The sequence below is a fragment of the Rhizobium sp. YTU87027 genome (genome assembly GCF_050644135.1).
In the GTDB taxonomy this organism is placed as follows: Bacteria; Pseudomonadota; Alphaproteobacteria; order Rhizobiales; family Rhizobiaceae; genus Rhizobium.
The window spans coordinates 564959-583930 of sequence record NZ_CP098443.1; the positions used below are offsets into that span (position 1 = coordinate 564959).

The 18972-nt window shown below is 57.5% G+C and carries 20 protein-coding genes; 11 read left to right on the forward strand and 9 right to left on the reverse strand.

Annotation, left to right across the window (positions count from 1 at the left end; translation table 11 throughout):
- Positions 1-163 precede the first annotated feature (163 nt).
- The gene (locus tag NBG89_RS33165) at positions 164-1684 is read right to left on the reverse strand and encodes an amino acid permease (protein WP_431324839.1); all 1521 of its coding nucleotides are present in this window, start codon (positions 1682-1684) and stop codon (positions 164-166) included.
- Positions 1685-2116: 432 nt separating this feature from the next.
- Here NBG89_RS33165 and NBG89_RS33170 point away from each other — a divergent pair, with 432 nt between their 5' ends.
- Both NBG89_RS33170 and NBG89_RS33175 read left to right on the forward strand, forming a co-directional pair.
- Complete coding sequence (locus NBG89_RS33170) at positions 2117-2554, forward strand: hypothetical protein (protein WP_431324840.1); 438 nt, start codon at positions 2117-2119, stop codon at positions 2552-2554.
- Between the two features lie 922 nt (positions 2555-3476).
- A complete protein-coding gene (locus NBG89_RS33175; protein ID WP_431324841.1) occupies positions 3477-3968 on the forward strand; it encodes an invasion associated locus B family protein in 492 nt (163 codons plus the stop codon).
- A gap of 100 nt (positions 3969-4068) precedes the next feature.
- On the opposite strand, the gene NBG89_RS33180 is transcribed toward NBG89_RS33175, so the two are convergent.
- A complete protein-coding gene (locus NBG89_RS33180) occupies positions 4069-4197 on the reverse strand; it encodes a hypothetical protein (protein ID WP_431324842.1) in 129 nt (42 codons plus the stop codon).
- Between the two features lie 94 nt (positions 4198-4291).
- Here NBG89_RS33180 and NBG89_RS33185 point away from each other — a divergent pair, with 94 nt between their 5' ends.
- Positions 4292-4693, forward strand: a complete 402-nt coding sequence (locus NBG89_RS33185; protein WP_431324843.1) for a response regulator — start codon at positions 4292-4294, stop codon at positions 4691-4693.
- 25 nt (positions 4694-4718) lie between these two features.
- Positions 4719-5018, forward strand: a complete 300-nt coding sequence (locus tag NBG89_RS33190) for a hypothetical protein (RefSeq protein ID WP_431324844.1) — start codon at positions 4719-4721, stop codon at positions 5016-5018.
- Positions 5019-5101: 83 nt separating this feature from the next.
- On the opposite strand, the gene NBG89_RS33195 is transcribed toward NBG89_RS33190, so the two are convergent.
- Entirely contained in the window at positions 5102-5515 is a 414-nt protein-coding gene (locus NBG89_RS33195) for a hypothetical protein (protein WP_431324845.1), read from the reverse strand.
- A gap of 88 nt (positions 5516-5603) precedes the next feature.
- Positions 5604-6044: a MarR family winged helix-turn-helix transcriptional regulator gene (locus tag NBG89_RS33200; protein ID WP_431324846.1), complete on the reverse strand. Its 441-nt coding sequence runs from the start codon at positions 6042-6044 to the stop codon at positions 5604-5606.
- Positions 6045-6210: 166 nt separating this feature from the next.
- On the opposite strand from NBG89_RS33200, the gene NBG89_RS33205 reads away from it, so the two are divergent.
- On the forward strand, positions 6211-6630 hold the full coding sequence (locus NBG89_RS33205) for a hypothetical protein (protein ID WP_431324847.1): 420 nt from the start codon (positions 6211-6213) through the stop codon (positions 6628-6630).
- 451 nt (positions 6631-7081) lie between these two features.
- Here the strand turns inward: NBG89_RS33205 and NBG89_RS33210 are convergent, their stop codons facing one another.
- Positions 7082-8269, reverse strand: a complete 1188-nt coding sequence (locus tag NBG89_RS33210) for an FAD-binding domain (protein ID WP_431324848.1) — start codon at positions 8267-8269, stop codon at positions 7082-7084.
- 410 nt (positions 8270-8679) lie between these two features.
- On the opposite strand from NBG89_RS33210, the gene NBG89_RS33215 reads away from it, so the two are divergent.
- On the forward strand, positions 8680-8967 hold the full coding sequence (locus NBG89_RS33215) for a hypothetical protein (protein ID WP_431324849.1): 288 nt from the start codon (positions 8680-8682) through the stop codon (positions 8965-8967).
- Between the two features lie 238 nt (positions 8968-9205).
- Here NBG89_RS33215 and NBG89_RS33220 read toward each other — a convergent pair whose 3' ends face one another.
- Entirely contained in the window at positions 9206-10573 is a 1368-nt protein-coding gene (locus NBG89_RS33220; protein WP_431324850.1) for a chloride channel protein, read from the reverse strand.
- A 1384-nt stretch (positions 10574-11957) separates the two neighbouring features.
- On the opposite strand from NBG89_RS33220, the gene NBG89_RS33225 reads away from it, so the two are divergent.
- The 3 genes from NBG89_RS33225 to NBG89_RS33235 all read left to right on the forward strand — a co-directional run bounded on the left by NBG89_RS33225 (position 11958) and on the right by NBG89_RS33235 (position 13623).
- The gene (locus tag NBG89_RS33225) at positions 11958-12560 is read left to right on the forward strand and encodes a TetR/AcrR family transcriptional regulator (protein ID WP_431324964.1); all 603 of its coding nucleotides are present in this window, start codon (positions 11958-11960) and stop codon (positions 12558-12560) included.
- Between the two features lie 126 nt (positions 12561-12686).
- Positions 12687-12974 carry a YciI family protein gene (locus NBG89_RS33230; protein WP_431324851.1) on the forward strand — a complete coding sequence of 96 codons (288 nt, stop codon included), beginning with the start codon at positions 12687-12689 and terminating at the stop codon, positions 12972-12974.
- Between the two features lie 37 nt (positions 12975-13011).
- Positions 13012-13623, forward strand: a complete 612-nt coding sequence (locus NBG89_RS33235; protein ID WP_431324852.1) for a DNA-3-methyladenine glycosylase I — start codon at positions 13012-13014, stop codon at positions 13621-13623.
- Positions 13624-13703: 80 nt separating this feature from the next.
- Here NBG89_RS33235 and NBG89_RS33240 read toward each other — a convergent pair whose 3' ends face one another.
- Genes NBG89_RS33240 through NBG89_RS33250 form a run of 3 tightly spaced genes read right to left on the reverse strand, consistent with a single transcriptional unit; the run spans position 13704 to position 17205 of the window.
- Positions 13704-14741, reverse strand: coding sequence for a TniQ family protein (locus NBG89_RS33240; RefSeq protein WP_431324853.1), 1038 nt, complete (start codon positions 14739-14741; stop codon positions 13704-13706).
- The gene (locus NBG89_RS33245) at positions 14738-15616 is read right to left on the reverse strand and encodes a TniB family NTP-binding protein (RefSeq protein WP_431324854.1); all 879 of its coding nucleotides are present in this window, start codon (positions 15614-15616) and stop codon (positions 14738-14740) included. The genes NBG89_RS33240 and NBG89_RS33245 overlap by 4 nt, the downstream gene beginning before the upstream one ends.
- A 2-nt stretch (positions 15617-15618) precedes the next feature.
- A complete protein-coding gene (locus NBG89_RS33250) occupies positions 15619-17205 on the reverse strand; it encodes a Mu transposase C-terminal domain-containing protein (protein WP_431324855.1) in 1587 nt (528 codons plus the stop codon).
- A gap of 366 nt (positions 17206-17571) precedes the next feature.
- On the opposite strand from NBG89_RS33250, the gene NBG89_RS33255 reads away from it, so the two are divergent.
- Positions 17572-18441 (forward strand): DUF4231 domain-containing protein, encoded by an 870-nt coding sequence (locus tag NBG89_RS33255; protein WP_431324856.1) that lies wholly within the window; start codon positions 17572-17574, stop codon positions 18439-18441.
- A 4-nt stretch (positions 18442-18445) separates the two neighbouring features.
- A complete protein-coding gene (locus NBG89_RS33260) occupies positions 18446-18952 on the forward strand; it encodes a TIR domain-containing protein (protein ID WP_431324857.1) in 507 nt (168 codons plus the stop codon).
- The last annotated feature ends 20 nt before the right edge of the window (positions 18953-18972 follow it).

The following is an 18972-nucleotide window of genomic DNA, read 5'->3' on the forward strand; positions in this document are numbered from 1 at the left end:
CTCCCAACTGTTCTCGCGCTCTGCGCGATCGCCGCCATATGCCTGATGTTGGCAGGCATTGTCGTGATTGGGCATACTGTGGTGCACCCGCCGGTTTGACCGGGAAGTCGCAGCGCTTCACCCCCGCCGCGATGCTCCTGGAGTGCTGGTCGCGGCCCCAGGGTTAGCGGTCGCGATCCATCGACGCCGCACCTTCACGCTGCTTGACTGCAAACTCCTCCTCCGGCGAATAGACGAGCGTTTTGCGACCATGGGCGGCGAAATAGATGATTGCGAGCGCATACCAGATCGCTACGCCGATGATGCCCTTCTGATAGAGCGGATCGGTGAGCTGGAAGAAGATCGTGACCAAAGCAATTACCACGGTGAGGACCGCACCTGGCACGCCGAACGGGCTGCGGTAGGGCCGCTCAATGTTTGGAAAGCCGCGTCGGAGCTGGATGAACGTCAGCCCTTGTAACAGATAGGAGAACATGGCGCCGAACACGGCCATGTTCAGAAGCACGCCGCCGATGAAGGAGCCCGCCTGTTCGCCGCCCTGGGTGAACCAGACCGCCAGCATCACGAGGAAGCCGACGAGTGAACCGGCGATCAACGCCGTGTTCGGTGTCTTGTGCTCGCCGTGGGTCACTGAGAGAAAATGCGGGAAGTAGCCGGCCCGCGACAGTGAATAGATCTGCCGTCCGAAGGCGAAGATGATGGCGTGGAAGCTGGCGATCAGCCCGGCGACGGCAAACAATGCGAGAATTTTTGCCCAACCCGTTCCATAGATGGCACGGAAGCCGTCGAGGATCGGCTCGCCCGAAGAACCGAGCTTGAACGCCCCACTCGGAATGGCTGGATTGATGATCAGCACCAGGAAGCCTGTCGCAATCAGCGTGAACATGCCGAGCATGATGCCTCGAGGCATGTCGCGCCTCGGGTCGACCGACTCCTCGGCCGCGAGCGGCAGTTGCTCGATGGCCAGGAACAGCCAGACCGCGAAGGGCATCGAGGCCAGAACACCATAGACGCCGAATGGCAGGAACGGCCCGCCGCCGTCCGGAAGCTCGACGGCTGCACCCGTCGCCGGATCGACGCCGATGTTCATTGCATACTTGCCGAAGTCGATGAACGGAATGGCGCTCACGAAGAAGAAGACGAGGATGGCAAGGGCGATCAGCGTGACGATGACCGTTACGATGAAGGAGAGTTCCACCCCGCGGACATTGAGGCCCAGGAAGACAATGTAGCCGGCGAGCCACCAGATTGGCTGGAAGCTCTCAGGCGTGCCAAAAATGCCGGTCAAATAAGAACCGATGAAGAACACCACGACGGCGGGCGTCAGCACGTATTCGATGTTTTCCGCAACGCCGGTGATAAACCCGCCCCACGGCCCGAAGGCCGTCCGCGCGAAGGAGTAGGCGCCGCCGGTGTGCGGTAGAGCCGGGCTCATCTCGGCGATGGAGTAGGTGAGGCCGAGATACATGATGGTGATCAGAACCGTGCCGATGAACATGCCGCCCCAACCGCCGACGGCAAAGCCCAGGTTCCAGCCGGAAAAGTCACCGGAGATCACGGCGCCGACGCCCAGAGCCCAGAGCGAGAAGACGCCAGCGTGGCGCCTTAGTTCGCGGATGTCGAAATATTCCTGGCCGGGCAGATGGTAGATCACTCCGCCTTCGTGCTTGCTATCGTTGGCCATCGCAGTTGCCTCCCGACAGATTCTACTGCGGCATTCTGTTTGCCGCGCAGGTAAGACCCTCATGAATACGCCGTGTGCACCTCGGTTCGCGGCCGGTGGCCGAAGCCAAGTATGCCGGCACGCAAGGGGCTTGGTGTAGTTGCAGGCCTGAAGCGAAATGGCGGCGGGTGGACCCCACTCCGTCGCCCTTCGATTTCCCGGTGGAACCGAACAGGCGTTGGACAGTGTCCGTCTTCTGCCACCCGGCAAGGGGGCGCCGGCAAACCTCCGTATTTTCATGCATATTAGCAGTTATTCCATGCTCAATCACAAACTTTGTCAAATATGAACTCATCCCTCCTTTCGCTTCTGGGGGATTTCGTATGGCTAGACTTGCCGGCGCTCAGAATCGCGATATTTCTCACCTATGGCGTGGAATTAGAGGAGGCGACGATGAAGCACCACACGCTTGACGCGTTGCGGAGCACTGCCGGGGTTCATGCAAAGTTTCAAGACTTCACGACTACGCGCGAAACACGGCTCCTGCGATGGGCGGAGCTTTTGGAGAAAGAGCCCGATCGACGCCTGCGAACACTTCCCGAGACAGAGTATCAGCCGACATCCGTGCGCGATCGGATGCGATGCGTGGATTCGCCGATGGCTTTGGCATTCGAGGATGCCGTCTTTCGTGCCGAAGGACTGAAGGACGACACTTACGGCGAGGCAAAGCGGTTTTTTGAGCTGACCGATTGGCAATTGCATGGGTTTGTCTGCAGTTGCCATTCCGGTGCGACCGTGCGCTCCGGTAGCGCTGCTAAAAGTCTTCGGCGCGCCGCAAGGCCGAGCCCCGGTCTTTTGGCCATGCTTTGGGATGCGCTCCTGCTCCGGTAGTCAACTTCGTTGACAATGGCGCTGATCCACGCATCGGGCTTCGACCATATCGGCTCCTTATTGGGAATTGGAAGGTTTTCACATAGGCCATGCCCACGGCCCGATAGCCTTCCGAACCGATGTCCGAATAACTGCTGCGGCCGTCATCAAAAGAAGTGCCAGAGTCACCGCAGTCAGGCCTCAGCAGTCGGCGCCGCCGCCTGGAGATCATCAAACGCGGCACCGCCAGTGAGATCGAAGGCGATCGACCCCGCGAGAATGCCTATCTTCACTTGGTCCTGAGTTGCGACGTCCGGGTCGTGAAGCCAGATCCCAAACGGGAGACGATGTCCGCGCCGGAAGATGAGGAAATCCGACTCAACCAGGATCGCAAGTCCAAAAAACAAACCGCTGATGACGCCTAACGTCAGGGGCTCCAGCGGATTTCCCCTCGATCAAACGGGGAGCGCCGGGTGACAATTTCGGTGTTCTAGGCCGGCACACGGGGCCGTTTCCTTATGTTGCTTAGTACAATTGCTGATCCGGAAGGGGTTGAACGGGGGCGCGTAACATTTTATATCATATGATGATATTGTTGTTGGCCTGAAACCTGATTCGTCACCATGACCAACCGTCCACAGCTAGCGTGCCCTCTTGCAGACGATGTACTGGCCGACCGCCTCGCTCTCACCACACGAGAATTTCAGCGTTACCGGAGCCAGCGACTCTTAATGGTCGCGGTGAGCGAAGCGGGTGACACGCAGGCGGTCACAGTCACATGCCAGATCGGAAACCGAATTTGGGAAGGCCTCGTAGAGGATGGCCGGATCGTTTTTGAAGAGGTCAGATTTTTGCGTGGAATCCGATCACGAAAGCCTGCTGGCTGAGACTTCGCCTCGAAGCTCGGGTGCCACCGCTCAATGCTTACATAAAAAGGATATCGATGAAGAGACTTGCGGTTTTGATTGTTGCAACGCTGGAACAGGTGGGCGCCGTCATGGCGGCGCCGAAAATGGTCCAGCAGACAGGGGACTGGGGTGTCTATTCCTATGACAGAAACGGCCGCACGACCTGCTACGCGCTTTCTATTCCGAAGGACGTGAAGCCGGCAGATGTGGATCACGGGCAAAACTATTTTCTGATCGCGCCTGCCGAAAAAGATGGCCGCGACGAGCCGGAAGCAATCATGGGATACGATCTGAAGGCAGGATCGATGGTTCAGGTTTCGGTCGGCGACCAAACGTTCCGAATGTTTACGAAGGAGAATACAGCCTGGGTGGACGATACGGCACGCGAACCGGAATTGATTAAGGCTTTCCGTGCAGGTAGTCGAATGACATTGGAAGCGATGTCTGCGCGGGGCACGCACACAACCTATGTCTATTCCCTGGACGGCGTGACCGCTGCGTTAGACCGCGTTGCGCGATGCAAGTGAAACAGGCGGTTACCAAACTTTCTTTTTCGGCCGAACCAAATTCGGTTTTACGCTCTGTACGGCGAGGCTCCCTAGGGAAAAGGATGTGGCCGGCAGTAGGTCAGTTCACTGCTTGTGCGGCCCGGGCTTGCGATACCTCGGAATCCATTTCACCCGGAATGGCTGCCAAGCTTAACATGACGGCGACGTAGCCTGCAAAGACAGCGCAAATGAAGGCGGTCTTAGTCATTTTTACATCCTTTTTATATCACGTGGTGACATTCTTTGGTGGTTCCGCCATATTGTCAATCCTGAATGCAGGATGAACAAATGAGGGGGGCTTGGTGGCTGAGGAAAAAATTATGATCGTGGAGGACGACGCGCTGATCGCGACGGACCTTCGGGAGATCGTGTCCAATCTCGGTTACGAGGTCTCGGGTATAGCCGACAGCTTCGTGACCGCACGGCTTCTTGCTCCCGTCAGCACGATTGCATTGGTTGACCTCAATCTTAAAGATGGGGCGACTGGATTGCGCGTAGGGCAGTATCTGGCCAGCAATTTCGGAATTGAGGTGGTTATGGTGACGGCGAGCTCCGAGGCCATTCAGGACGATCTTCCGAAAGTCATAGGGCTGATATCGAAGCCAGTTCATCCGACATTGATCAAGAACGTCCTCGATTATCTGCGACGCATTCGGGAGGGAGGACGCGGCGTGCCGCCAGCAGGGATGCGGCTCTTCGTTTGAGCGCTACGCAGAGGCGGGGAGAACCATGACCGATAGACGTGCCGAGCTGATCCTGTGGGTCGGGCGGCTGGAGACCATACTTGTCAACCTCGGCATGCTGGATGAAAGTGGACAGCTTGCGACCGACGTTGGATCAACCTTTCCGAAGGAGGTCGCCGATGCGCTCGACGGATTTATCGAAAATCCCGTTGAACTGGCCGGTCTCCTGAAGATCTGCCGGGCTGCGCGCGACGGCCGTCCCTTGTCGCCTGCGGTCCTCAACGCCGCGTATCTCATGGCGCGCGAAGTCTTGCACGCGTTACAGGAAAACCTTCCAGAACCCTAGATCAAATGACAAAAAAGACCCGTCCGAAATCATTTCGGACGGGTCTCATGCTGACCGGGCAACTCACTACGTCCGGTCAAAAGCTAGCTGTCGGTGACTGCGGGGTCAGCTGACTTGGGCAATTCCTTCAACTTCATCAGCTGATCGGCACAGGTGTCGGCGGCATTTGTAACGCTATCGTTGATGCCTGCAATCTTCGTCCAGCCTCCGTCCCTGATGAAGTTTTCGCGCTCCCACGAGGACTTCGCTTGTAAAGCCCGCAGGTTCTCTTCAGCGCCCCGCGCTGTAACGAAGTTGTGGACGCAGATGCCTGCCACGAGCTCGGCCTTGGCGTCTCTGACCGCGATGTCTCGCATGACGTCCGCTCGTCCAGACGTCATCCATCCGCCCCAGGTGAAACCGGCGACCATCGTCAGGGCGCATGTGCCGATTATCGACCAAGCCCAGAGTGTCTTTGAAGGGCGGTACTCCGACCAGGCGCTGTCGCCATTCAGCATAGCTGCTCTCCTCTTTTTATATCATGACATGATACAAAGATCGCACAAGGAGATCAATCAGGAGGTGATAAAAAAACAGTGACCGTCGTCACGCCAGTTCGGTCACCTGACGAAGACGCGATAACGATTCCGCCAGCAGCGGCTCGTTCACGAGCATGCCTTTCACGTGAACCTTTGCGAGGGATTCGAGAACGTCATTGCCTTTCGATGTCAAACCGATCAGGACACTTCGCTTGTCGTCCTCCGCGGGTATCCGCATGGCCAGTTCTCCCGCGCACATCCGGTCTATAAGCTGGACGGCTCCGTTGTGGGGCATGAGCATCTGGTCGGCGAGATCTCGGATCCTGACCTGCCTGCCCGGCATGGTCCGGACGACAAGCATGGCCTGATACTGTTGCGAGGTCACGCCTGCCTCGGCAAGTGCCGCTTCGCTGAAAGCCAGGAAGCGTCGCATCGCCAGTCGGAAGCCCGCCAGCCCATCATAGACTTGGTCATTCAGTGCGGCAGAGCCGCGTACTGATCGAGGCATTCAGGTAATCCCTTTCATGTGTCACGAGATGATGTAATCTTGCCAAGCCACGCCCAGGAGGACGGTCGCGAGACGCTGCATCCATAGTGGCACCGAGTTGTCAGAATGACTGTGCCTATTTCGTGGCTTTCAGGAATAATTCGAATGGGCAAGACTGCGGCAGCCCTTGCCAATTCTCATTGAATCGATCGACCAACGTATCCCCAATACAACCACAAGTTTTTCAGAGATTTTGCTTTTCTCCATTCGGCATCAAAGTAGAGACAGCGAACGGAATGGTTCCGTGACGGCAATTGTGGTTGAAATGTGGCGGTTTCTCTGCCATCCTGCGCCGATGGTGGATATTCGATCGCCAATATATGATGTCGACGATAGCAGGCGGGCTTTGCAGTGTACGTCGGTATTCAATGACGCGTTGAGTCTTTTGATTCGCAAAGCCGTGCTTGCTGGCTGGAGAGAAGAAGAAGCTGCGCTTCAAATCGCGGACTTGGCGGATGACTACATTTTGTACCTGACGTCAAAGCCATCTCGCGAACGGCGGGCCGCCAATACCAACTGTTGCGGCGCGAGGTCTGGAAAGCTGTAAGCGTCGGAGGAGGCAATGATTTGTGGGATTTGGCACTCAACGCTTTTAAGCATCGGGATGTTAGTGATCGTTATAGTCGTTGCGCTGGTCACCCTACTGATGCTCCTGAAAAGCTTTGGTCCAGTCGGACTTGCAACTGCAACATATCCGGAGACTTCGCTCGTTCAAGCGGTGACCGAAACTAGCGAATAGTCCTAAACGATTTGACAGTCACATGATCGGATTCGAAATCTCACATTTCGCAAGCCCGTGATTGCCATTGCTGCGGAGAGCCGAATGGCAATACCCGGCGCTATCGCGGACCCGTTGTCACTTGTGCCCGATCCTTCAGTGCCATCGCGCTCTGATATACAATGCGACCCATGAAATACTCGAAAGAGACCTGGCACAGGTCGTCGTCATCGATCGATTCTCATGCGCCCGCGTGCCGGCTCTCTATCGCAGCACACGCTCAGCGGACGGCATAGGCCGGAAGACTGAAATCATCCTGCAATTGGCGCCCGAGCAGCAGGTCAGCCACGGGCGGCAGAACCATGAGGGAACTCAAGCAATTGCGCAGCGCAATGCCAAATCCGGTTTTCGGAACGAACGACGATGCAAAGCGGCTGGCCGCCTTCTGCTTGTCCTGCAAGAGTGGCATCAGTCGCATTTGATAATGTTCCAGACCGGCCAGGGCGTTATCTCTTGCACATGCGAACTCGCCGGCAAGCACATAGGCTTCGGTCATCGCCAAACCCGACCCTTCGCCGGCCAGCAGCGAGACGCAGGCTGCAGCGTCGCCGATGAGGACCGTGCGGCCCTTTGTCCAATTGTTCATTCGGATCTGGCTGACGCGATCGAAATAGATTTCTCCCGCTCCTTCCATGGCCTTCAATATTCGCGGACATTCCCACCCAACGTTGCCGAACGCATCTCGTAAAGCCGCTTTGCGCCCAGCATTGGTTGCGGGTATTCCATGGCCAGGATTGGGGTCGCGGTACACGAACAGAAAGAGCGTCCTGTCATCTCGCATGGAAAATCGGGAGATTTGTCTGCCCGGTTCTGCATAGCTGACATAGGTCAACTCGTCGCGGCGCCGATATCCCAAGAGCTCGAATGCGGCCACCTTGTACCCAAGATAGAACTCGAATTGTTCCTCCCGCCCAAAGCGAAGTTCACGGACGCGCGAATGCAGCCCGTCAGCCCCAACCACGAGGTCGAACCTTCGGCTGGCGTGATGGCCAAAGCCGATATGCAGACCGTGGGCATCGTCATCGATCGTGGTGATGCTATCTCCGAATATCGTTTCGACCTTGCCATCGATCGTTGCGTATATGGCGGACGCAAGGTCGCTTCTCCTCAAGCTGACGAAACCGCTATTTAACGTGCGCGTAATCACATCCGTAGAGAAGCCACCTCGCCGCCGGCCGTCGCTGCCGACGAAGCGTACTTCCTTTACGCGATATCCGCTTTCCCGAAGACGGGGAACGATCCCCATCATTGTTGCCACGTCGTATCCATGGCCCCAGAAGTCAACGATATACCCGCCGGATCGCGGTCCTGCGGCTTGCTCGATCAGCACCGGCTCATGGCCGTAACGATAGAGCCAGTAGGCTAGTGTTGATCCAGCGATGCCCGTGCCGTTGATCGCAACTTTCATGGTCTTGTCCTTCTCGTCAAGCAAAGCGGCAAGCTGCTCTTCAGCATCTTGTCTTGCCCAAGTTGTCGGCCTCCAGGTCGATCGTGATCGCACTCAGCCATGCTTTGCGACTGTTCCGATAAGAAATGCGAGCGCCTTTAAATTCTCTTTTATATCATGTCAGGATATATTTTCGGAAAAATAGTGTGAACCTGAACCTGGATGCAGGCGCATGAAAGTTCCGCTTTACCCGCAACGGATGAGCCGCTTTCCAGTGGCCAGGTGCAATGTATCTTTATTTATATCATGCTGTGATATATGCTGGTTGCGCCGGCAATAGGAGGAGGTTTGGCTCCGCCAGCGCGCCAGGAGCACCACTCGCCGCGCTCGCGGACCGGACTCCAGACCTTCCTGGCGGAAAGGACGATCAATTGGACGATCTCAATGTCAAAATCGATGGATCCATCGTGTTGGATCGCGACGTTCGCTTCTTCGGATCGATCGCAGGGACGTTGACGGTGCCGACCGGCCGGACGTTCGAACTCCACGGAAGCATAGGACGCGATCTCGTTGTCGAAAAAGGTGCGAAGGCAATCGTTAGCGGGTCGGTTCAGGGGACTTTGATCAACAAGGGCGGTGACGTCTTGTTGAGTGGCAGTGTGGGGCGTATCGAGGACTACGATTCCGCCAAGCCAACCCGTCGGAGCATCCATTCCTGAGTGCTGTTGATTATTTTAGATTTGACTGAGGACACTTTCCACAAAGAAGAGTCTCCTTGGTCTTGTTCAAACGTTTACCGTTGCAGCGACGCTGAAATCAGAGACGGGTCAAAGTGACCATCTGTCGGTGGGCGCTTATCAGCGAATAGTGGAGCCTGCGAGGCCTTTTTGACAATCCAGATTATCTAATGGCTAGGTGAACAGAAGCTCCCGGACGATGACGCAGTTACCTTCTGCATCATCGCGATCGTGCGTTCACATCTGCGCCCATTGCTTTCTCGGCGGTGCGTCGTGCTCTGACTGTAGCCGCAATAAAGACCCTGGAAAGACCATGATAGAGCGGCTCACGCGATAGTAAGCGGGAAGTCACATAACCGATCATTGCGACGGCCATAATCGGCACAACGGCTTGGTGATCGCCGGTCATTTCGAGAATGATGACGAAGGCAGTCATCGGGGCCTGGACGACGCCGGCAAAATACCCTGCCATTCCGAGAATGGCGGCAAGGGCAACGCTGGTCCCGAGGAGGACGCCAACAGTGCTGCCAAAGCCTGCACCCACAGCAAGCGACGGTGCGAAAATGCCCCCTGGTATGCCCGAGATCATGGAAAGAAAGCTGACGACGATTTTCTCAACAAAAAAGAGCAGAGGCGGGGCATTTCCTTCAACGGCTCCCCTTGCCTGATCGTAGCCGGTACCAAATGTCATACCACCGGATGCGATCCCAATCAGCGAAATAACAAGGCCGCAAACAGCAGCGAGCACAATCGCTCGTCTCAGGGGCTGCGGCTGCGCCCACCGGCGAATGCGTTGACCGAAATGCAAGGCAAAGCCACTGAAGGCAGCGCCCAAGATGCCGCCTCCGATGCCGCAAACGAGAACGAGAGCCCAGTCCCGAAGCTCACTCGGTGCAGCAGACGATATGCCGAAATAATTGTAGCTGCCAGACAGCCCCAGCGCCGCAAGGCCCGAGAGGATGACAGCGGTTAGAACCAGACCATTGGCGCGCGATTCATAGGTGCGGCTCATCTCCTCGATGGCAAAGACAATGCCGGCGAGCGGGGTATTGAAGGCGGCTGCGATTCCTGCCGCCGAACCGGCAAGAATCAAACCGCGCGCTTGTGGCGTGCCACCGAAGCGGGCAACAGCAAGCATGATCGACGCACCGACCTGGACCGTGGGACCTTCGCGGCCAATCGAGGCGCCGCAGAATAGACCGAGGACGGTCAAAATGACTTTGCCAAACGCAATCTTCAGCGACAGCAATCGCGTTCGGTCATCATCGTGTCGCAGATGTCGCGCTGCAATCGCCTGGGGAATGCCACTCCCCTGAGAGTTCGGAAATAACGTCGCAGCCAGGTAAGCCGAAAGCATGAAGCCAAGTGGGGTCAGCACTAACGGCAGAAAGTATGCCCATCCACCGGTGGAAGTGAGGCCAGCAAACGTTCTTTGGGCGACGTCCGCTAGCTTGGCAAAACCGACGCTGATCACGCCGATCGCCAAGGCGCCGCACCAGAAGACGATCCTCGGCCGCCAAAGATGCGAAGCACCCCAGAAGACGCGCGAGCGACGCATGAATTTGGATTTGCGATGAAAAGCAGGCATGGATGGGACCATTGGCTATTGGGATGAACGCCGAGCGCGAAAATTCATCATGACAGCTGCTAATGGCGGATCGGCGATCCTGAGGCAATAGTCCTCGATTGAATTGCCGGCCGTGCAGAGCATCAGAACATCGATTTTGCGATTGTTATCATCCGCTCTGCCGTCGGCCCGATGGATTTTCGCCCCGGCTTGCTGGACGACCTTGCGTGACCCACCGCAACGGTGTTCGCAAGCAGCCGATCAAAGAGCTGTGACGATTCGTTAGGGGACAGAGCTCTCCAACATGCAGTTGTTCGTTGTTGATGGTCAGCTGATCAGTCGGATGTAGCGCCAACCATTCAAAGCAATGGGGGTTGCGGCCGACGTGGGCAAGCCTGTACGGGACGGCGGTGCATGTTCGGCGATATCGGCACGCCCAGCAGCCATCGAAAGAATATTCCGACGCGCCGCATCGCACAACCGGCCCAGAAAGGCTCGGCCACTTCGACGGGGGTTGCGAACTCGCCGCCAAACCGAGCCGTTGGTCTTGCCTGGAAATATGTCGGCGTTGCGCCTGCTGTTGGCCTGTACCGCGAAAGTGATGGCGAACGTTTGCGCTGACAAGCCGTCTTCGACTGTGCAGCTCCATTTGAGAGCATATATATCATTATATGATGTGTTTCTAACGGTGCGTTTAGTGCTAGCATCTGTCCGTTCTGCGCAATGTGACAGCTACGAGATGCGTCGCTGATCTCGGGGCTGCGCATGCCAATCGAGACCGAACCTTGTGGAGTGATGGTTCACTTACGTCGTTGAAGGGAGATCGGAATGTTTCCTGTAGCGGTTGATAAAGGGATGGAGAAGCGAATGGAGCCCTCACGGGCTCAAGAACCTCACAGTCCGCGTCAGCTTCCATCCCTGAGCGATGAGCAACGACAACTTCTAAACGAGTATCGCTGTGGCCACGTGGCCGAGGAGACCTTTCAGGATCGACTTGCCGCTGATCCCGTCCTTACCGAGTACGTTCGCAAAGTGTGTCGTGCCTGACGGCCCGGAATCTTCTGATAGAATACTGACCGCAACGCTGGCGGTCCGGCAGAGGCTCGCGGTCGACGATCGGCACAACTGATGGCGGCGCCACACTTTGACTACATCTGCTCGAGCGGCGGTTGGGCGATCGCGTGCTGTTCAACACCATATGGGGCATGCCCACCACACAACGACACCGGGTTTGATCTGACGGTTGACAATCTAGGACGGTCGCCCTAAAAAGTGAATAGGACAAGCGTCCCAGTTGTCGCATGTGGCTCGGGGTGGAGACTATGCCTGTCGATTTGTTCGAGCCGTTTCCGTTGGGCCACTTGGTCCTCGCCAATCGAATTGTCGCTGCGCGGGGGATGGAATGATGAGCAACAAAACAACCCGTGACGAGATCATCGAGGCCGCCGATGATCTGTTCTACCAGCAAGGCTACGAGCACACGTCATTTGCCGACATTGCCGATGTCGTGAAGATCTCGCGCGGCAATTTCTATCATCACTTCAAATCCAAGGACGAAATCCTGGATGCGGTGATCGACAAGCGTCTGGCGGACCGACAGGCGATGCTGCAGCGATGGGAGATTGAGGGGAAAACCGCGGAGGATCGCATCCGCAGCTTCATCGATATCCTGATCGTCAACGGAGACAAGATCAAGCGTTACGGCTGTCCGATCGGCACGCTGACGAGTGAGCTTGCGAAGCTGAACCACACAGCACAGGCCGACGCCAACCGGCTATTCGCGTTGTTCAGGACGTGGCTTCGCAGGCAGTTCGTCGCGCTCGGCCGTCAGGCCGATGCCGATATGCTTGCAATGCACCTTCTTGCCCGCAGTCAGGGGATCGCGACGCTGTCGAATGCCTTTCAGGACGAGGAGTTTGTAAGGCAGGAGGTCGAGCAGATGTACGGCTGGCTGAGATCGTGTGCAGCGGGCACTACGCCTGATGAATCGAAACGGGCTGATACGTAAGGCGCCAACCAAGAAAACTCAACGCAATCGGATCGGCGCCCAGCCGGCATCCGGAAAAGAAACAAGCGACCCGGCAAGCGCGGGGTTGGCGCATGCATCCACGAGAAATTACGGAAGGAACAATATATGTTTGTCGTGCTGCTCAAATTTTCCGACAACAAGGCCCGGGCCGGCCAGCTCATGGGCGGCCACACGGCCTGGATCCAACGCGGCTTGGAAGAGGGCATCTTTTTGCTGATTGGCAGTCTTCAGCCAAACCAGGGCGGCGCAATCCTGGCGCACAATACGACGCGGTCGGACCTGGAGAGCCGGCTGAAGGACGACCCCTTCGTAGCGGAACAGGTCGTCACGGCGGAAATTCTCGAGATCACACCGGCGAAGGCCGACGCGCGGCTGGAATTTCTGCTCGGCTGAATGCCGGCCCCCCACTTCACAACCCGACGGCAGACATATGAGTGCAACGATATTGGGTCCGGATGGCAAATCGCGTTGCCGGTGGTGCGGCGGCGCACCGGAGTTTCTCGTCTATCATGATACCGAATGGGGCTTTCCGGTCAGCGATGACCATCGCCTGTTCGAGAAGCTGAGCCTAGAGGGTTTTCAGTCCGGACTGAGCTGGCGCACCATTCTCGCCAAGCGCCAGAACTTCCGCGCAGCCTTTCACGGTTTCGACTTCGACAGGATAGCGCGCTTCACCGAGAGCGACCTCGATCGTCTGCTCAAGGACGAGGGCATCGTCCGCCATCGCGGCAAGATCGAGGCCGTTATCAACAATGCGCGGCGGGCGCAGGAACTCGTCAGCCGGGAAGGCTCGCTGGCGGCTTTCATCTGGAGCTACGAACCGGAGACGAAGCAACTTAAGGAACCGCAGACTGTCTCGACCTCGGCGGCTTCGGTCGCCCTGTCGAAGGATCTCAAAGGGCAAGGCTGGAAATTCGTTGGGCCGACCACCGTCTACGCCTTCATGCAAGCGATCGGGCTGATCAACGACCATGTCGAGGACTGCGTGATCCGGGCTGGGGTCGAGCGAGTGCGTCAAGAGTTCAGGCGCCCGGGCGGCTGACGGGGAAGCCCATTACTGCAATCTTCGGTCAGGTCGGTCGGCGGGATGTCCGCTTTGGTCCTGCAACCCTCGTCAGCTTTTCAGCCGCTGGTCCAATCGCGGTTTCGAAATGGCCGATGACGGGGACCTTCCATCATCCGTACGTAGGTTCCCAACAAGGCTGAGAGCGCCACAGTCGGTGTGCGATGTTTTATCGGGACCTTCCGTTGTCTCTTTAGCTCAAGGGCATCCGCACGCTGTGAGATCAAGGGGCCGTAGCCACCCGCATCGAGGACGGAACGTCGCCAATGGGCGGCCACCGCATCATCGTCGGCCGTCAGCCAATCAGTTGGTCGGTCTGCGAGCCGTTCGACACATCGAATGCGCATTGATGTGGATAGGCTGCTCAGGGACGCCGTCGGAAAGCTGTCGGTAATGCTGGGCATGCGCAGCAGACACTGGACGAGCATGCCGCTGCGCAGCGACCCGGTCATCGTCTCAAGCCGGCAGATATCGTTGATGCACCGGTCCAGCTGCATTGCTGGCGGGCTCATCGGGACTTTCGATGCGCGGCGCAGATCAAAGCCGCAGTGAACGCAATAGTGCTGCGGAACGAGTTCGGTCTGATCGAAGGCCGCAATGCGGCTGTGGCAGGATGGGCATCGGTCGCGCAGTCCGCAACGATGCGTCACGCATGAAACCTGGGTCGCCAACCGCCATCGCCGCCGAAAATACGGCTGTGCGTCCTCTGCCAGACACCGGGAGCAGAACTGCAGCCATGTTGAGCCGTCGCGACGTCCGCTGCTCCGGAGCGGTAACAGGAGCGGTTTCAAGGATGAGCGCGTCAGCATCATCGCCGAGAGCCAGTGCGGTGAGATACCGGTATATGCGCGAAGCAGGTTCTCGATATCGACCGGAAGCTTGAGGTCCAGGGAGGCCGACCACATCCCGGCATGAAGCCCGAGCACGCGGGCGAACGGCCGAGGCGCAATACCATTGGCATAGGCAAGCCGGTGCAGCCAGCTCGACAGCAACTCGTCGAGCTGCGGCGTGACGATGACGGGCCATTTTTCTGAAACCACGTCACGATAGCGTTCACGGATGCTGATGACTGGCGTGTGCGCGTCAGCCGTCGTCATAGAAGGCTCTCGCGCAAGGCCGAATTGCGCCGCTGCGAAATCGGCACGTGACGCAGCTCGTCGATGCTGGCCTTGCTGATGCGTTCGGTCCCGGATCTGATCGCGGCGATGGCAGCCCTGGTGACGACGGTGACGATCTCGCCGATCAAGCCTTCAGACAGATCGAATATCCGCCGGGCCAATGCTTCGTTCGACAAATCCGAACTTTTTGCGAGCGGCAAAGCGGCTTCGAGGCTGTCGAGCAGCATGAGATAGGTCTCGCGATATTGCCACCGAGGGACCGCCACTAAGTCGAAGCGGCTTGCCATCTCGCTGGTGGCGTTGACGAAATCGCAGACAGCCACCTCGCCGATCAGCACCGGCGAGATGTCGTACTGGCGGCCGATGCGCCGCAGGAAAGCGAAGACGGCTTCGATGTCACGTGCCCGGCCCCGCAATGCATTGTGAAACTCGTCGAAGATCAACACCCTCGGCTTGAGGCTGAACAGCAAGTGGTCGAGTTGCTCCGCCTTGCGGCGAAGGTCCCATATGTCGCCGCCAGGAGCGCGCAACGCCTGCAGAATGCTGGCATAGAAATGGCCGAGGCCGGCGCCTTCGCGTGTCTGGACCATCCATACTCTTTGCTCGGGTGCGTTTCGCAGGTGCTCGACGGCAAACCGCTCGGCGATCATTGTCTTGCCGTTTGCGTAGGGCCCGACCAACATCAGCCCCTGGGTTCGCAATGACGGAGGCCGTTCCAAGAGCTCGGTCAGTCGCTGATGGCTGGCCTGGGCGACATGATGCCCGATCCAACGGGGTGCGCGGATATAGGCGATCCTTTCCTGCTGATCACGGTCAAGATATGGTCGGACATGCTCGAGCAAATGATCCGCCATGGCTACCAATCCTCCACCGGCAGCCGGCTCTTCTGGCGCGGGGGATGCTCTGCGGGAGGAGGCGCCGGCGGCTGCATGACCGCATAAGGCTTTTCCGCCGCAGCGGCATGGGCATTGCGCACGCTGTCGCGCAGCCGGCGCTTGGAGGGTTTTGCGGTCTCCACGATGGCTGCGATCTCGCGGCGGAACGCCACCTTCTCGACGTTTGAGCGTTGATTATTTGTACGGCGACGGGCGCGCTCTGCCTCGTGTTCCCACAGCGTCAAGGGCATCAGCTGGCCGTCGCGTCGCTCGACCGGCCGAAACTGACGAGTTTCCGGGTCGCGGACGTAGACATGACTGATGTCGCGGGGATCGTATCGCACCTCGAGCTTTTCGAGCCGGTCGCGCTCGGGAACGAGGATGCCCAGCCACGGCGAATAATAGTGCAAGGCGAACATGCTGATCCCTTGCGGTGAAAGTTGTCTTTCCGTCCCCGGCAGAAACGACAGCAAGACGCGCTGCGGATCGTCGCCAAAGTTCGGCAGTTCCGCACTGTTGCGTTGCCATTCGGTCAGCGGCACCTTCAGTGTCTTGGAATTTTCCTGCAGATTGTGATCGATGACCGCGAGCGCGATGCAGCGCTCCAGATCGGCAAAGCTCAGGCAGGCGCGCCGCTCCGACGGATATTCGTCGCGGTGGGCGATCGAACGCCCCGACGAACCGGGATAGGCGGCGAGTACCGCATTGAGCTTTCCCAGCAACCGTTCAACCACGCCGCCTTGATGGACGCGGCCGCGATCGCGATAGCGGATCCGGATCCCGTAATCGTCACATCCGCGCTGGAAGGCGTGTCCCTTGAACTCCTTCGCCGAGTCCGTGACGAGCAGCCGCGGCCGACCGAACATCGGCCAGGCGTGATTGAGCTCGCGGGCGGCAAGCCAGTCATCTTTCGGGCAAATGGCGTGGGCGAGACCAAGCGCGACGGACAGAACCGACGGCTTTTCCAGGGTAAGGCAGAAGCCAAGAATGGATCGTGTCGCCACGTCGGTGATGACCGTCAAATACGGACGGCCGACGAATACACCGGCGCCATCGACCACCTCTACGAAATTGACATCGGTCGGCGTATGGTCGATTTGGCAGACGGCGAGCGGATGCGGCGCGTGGATATAGCCGGGCCGCGGCTTCAGCCGCAGCAAGTGCTTTGGATTGGCCGATCGCTTCTTCGCGATCTCTTCAGGCGAAAACAGCGCCGGGATGCGCCGGGCGACCGTCACGTAAGACGGCACGACAAGACCTGCTTCCTCGCACCGCGCGCGGATCTCGTCGACCACGGGAGCAAGTGCGGTCGGCTCGAGCGTCAGCCACTTCTCGCGAAGTGTGGCCGCGATGATCTCCTCCACCTGTTCCGGCAGCCGCTTGCGCCGACTGATCGCGGTGCGAGGAAGCAAGGCGGTCACCGTGCGATCGGCGCGATAACGCGCAAGGAGATTGTAGATTTGCCGCGTGGTCAGCCGCAGTTCAGCCGCCGCGCGCGTGATGGCAGCTTGTATCGGATCGCCGCCGTCGAGGATCTTGTCCAATTCGCGGGCGACACGACGCGCCATCGACCACTGCTCGTCTGAGATTGGGCGCGCCGTGGGCAAGGTTTGGTCGTGCAATCGCTTTGGCAAGGGCGCTTCATTGAAATCGTTAGCGAAAAATCGACATCGATTTAACGCCTAAACCTAACGCCTGTATGACAATTTTCGATTTGAAATGCGAAAGTAAAAGCCACAGCCTGCGCCTCGCTGTGGCTCGCGGCAAACTCGTGCACCTTGAGGACCTCGTCGTCCAGCCTGATCGGTGGTGTGCTCTTCTTGTCGGCGATCAAGCCCCAGACGACGATGTTGGTAAAAAAGCCTGTGAGCAACTAAGTCAGTGAATAACTGAACTGAATTTTCCGGATACAATCAACCACAACGTGAAGGTTGATGATGAAGTATCCGGCGCTTTTCAAGATCGCAGACAACGCATCCAACAACAGTCAGAGACGCTTCCTGCGTCTGATACGATTTGAATATCTACTGTTGTTGGTCGCATCCATCCTCTCTCTCGGCCTTTTGGAAACGAGATGGTATTACGTCGCCTATGCGGTTGTCTTTGGCGCTTCGATGTCAGTGATGTCATTCCGGTCGATGAAGAAGCCGGAAAAGACATGGTATCAGGCAAGAGCGCTGGCAGAATCGGTCAAGACACTTACATGGCGGTTCGCTATGAGAGCCGAGCCGTTTGATGATGACCGCGGCGTCGATGCCCGTAGAGATTTCCGCAACTTGTTGAATGAGGTTCTGAAATCCAACGAGGTGTTGAGTGAGGCGTTCAGTGATGAAGATCCAGCCGATGAACAGCTGCCGGGTGAGGTGCAGACCATCCGTGAGTTCAGTCTGGACCAGCGCCGAGATTACTACCTCAAGAACAGAATTGCTGACCAACGTGCCTGGTACGTTTTGAAAGCCAAGGCTAACAAGCGTTCGGCATCGATTTGGTTCTGGATCTCCTTCGCAGCTTACGCGGCGGGCTTTGCTTTCATTGTTACTCGTATCGTTGATCCCGTGGCCGTCGGATGGCCGACCGAGCCATTAATCGTTTTTGCATCTGCGGTGATTGGGTGGACCCAGATCAAGAAATTCAACGAACTTGCCGCGGCCTACAGCTTGACTGCTCAGGAGATCGGACTCACGGAAATCCTGATAACGGATGCGAAGACGAACAAGTCTTTCTCGAGCGCTGTCAATGAGGCTGAATTGGCATTTTCCCGTGAACATACGCAATGGGCCGCGAGGCAGCACCAAGGAGGTTGAACAGTTGTCTTACAAAGATCCTTCATACATCATCTTCGATGGGGACGAAGACAAATGGGCATACGCTTTCATGAAAGGGTGGAACGCCAACGAGCGTGTCGACTTCAATTTCAACAATGCTCACGACTTGGACAGCATGACGAGCCGTGCGCAGGGCGAGGATTACGTCAAAAAAAACCTCAAGGCACGGATGCAAAAATCCACTGCTGCGATTGTACTTATCGGCGAGAAAACGAAAAACCTCTATCGCTTTGTCAGGTGGGAACTGGAACTCGCCCTCTCATTAGATCTTCCGATTATCGCCGCCAATCTTAACAATAGCAAATCCCAGGATGACCGATGCCCGCCGATCATCAGAGATCGTTGCGTGGTGCACGTGCCGTTCAAAATGAAGCCAATCATGCACGCATTGGACGGTTGGCCGGCGGAATATCGGAATATGTCAACTTTGGAACGAGCGAAGGGATGGCGACAATACTCTGCCGAAACCTATCGAGGAATGGGGCTTTAGCATATGACTGACAAGAAGCC

Excerpts from the sequence above, each read along its gene's own strand:
- NBG89_RS33200 (WP_431324846.1), bottom strand. The coding sequence starts at position 6,044 with ATGCCTCGATCAGTACGCGGCTCTGCCGCACTGAATGACCAAGTCTAT.
- NBG89_RS33255 (WP_431324856.1), top strand. The coding sequence starts at position 17,572 with ATGATGAAGTATCCGGCGCTTTTCAAGATCGCAGACAACGCATCCAAC.
- NBG89_RS33250 (WP_431324855.1), bottom strand. The coding sequence starts at position 17,205 with ATGGCGCGTCGTGTCGCCCGCGAATTGGACAAGATCCTCGACGGCGGC.
- NBG89_RS33235 (WP_431324852.1), top strand. The coding sequence starts at position 13,012 with ATGAGTGCAACGATATTGGGTCCGGATGGCAAATCGCGTTGCCGGTGG.
- NBG89_RS33225 (WP_431324964.1), top strand. The coding sequence starts at position 11,958 with ATGAGCAACAAAACAACCCGTGACGAGATCATCGAGGCCGCCGATGAT.
- NBG89_RS33220 (WP_431324850.1), bottom strand. The coding sequence starts at position 10,573 with ATGCCTGCTTTTCATCGCAAATCCAAATTCATGCGTCGCTCGCGCGTC.
- NBG89_RS33245 (WP_431324854.1), bottom strand. The coding sequence starts at position 15,616 with ATGGCGGATCATTTGCTCGAGCATGTCCGACCATATCTTGACCGTGAT.
- NBG89_RS33175 (WP_431324841.1), top strand. The coding sequence starts at position 3,477 with ATGAAGAGACTTGCGGTTTTGATTGTTGCAACGCTGGAACAGGTGGGC.
- NBG89_RS33230 (WP_431324851.1), top strand. The coding sequence starts at position 12,687 with ATGTTTGTCGTGCTGCTCAAATTTTCCGACAACAAGGCCCGGGCCGGC.
- NBG89_RS33165 (WP_431324839.1), bottom strand. The coding sequence starts at position 1,684 with ATGGCCAACGATAGCAAGCACGAAGGCGGAGTGATCTACCATCTGCCC.
- NBG89_RS33180 (WP_431324842.1), bottom strand. The coding sequence starts at position 4,197 with ATGACTAAGACCGCCTTCATTTGCGCTGTCTTTGCAGGCTACGTCGCC.
- NBG89_RS33240 (WP_431324853.1), bottom strand. The coding sequence starts at position 14,741 with ATGACGACGGCTGACGCGCACACGCCAGTCATCAGCATCCGTGAACGC.
- NBG89_RS33190 (WP_431324844.1), top strand. The coding sequence starts at position 4,719 with ATGACCGATAGACGTGCCGAGCTGATCCTGTGGGTCGGGCGGCTGGAG.
- NBG89_RS33210 (WP_431324848.1), bottom strand. The coding sequence starts at position 8,269 with ATGAAAGTTGCGATCAACGGCACGGGCATCGCTGGATCAACACTAGCC.
- NBG89_RS33170 (WP_431324840.1), top strand. The coding sequence starts at position 2,117 with ATGAAGCACCACACGCTTGACGCGTTGCGGAGCACTGCCGGGGTTCAT.
- NBG89_RS33195 (WP_431324845.1), bottom strand. The coding sequence starts at position 5,515 with ATGCTGAATGGCGACAGCGCCTGGTCGGAGTACCGCCCTTCAAAGACA.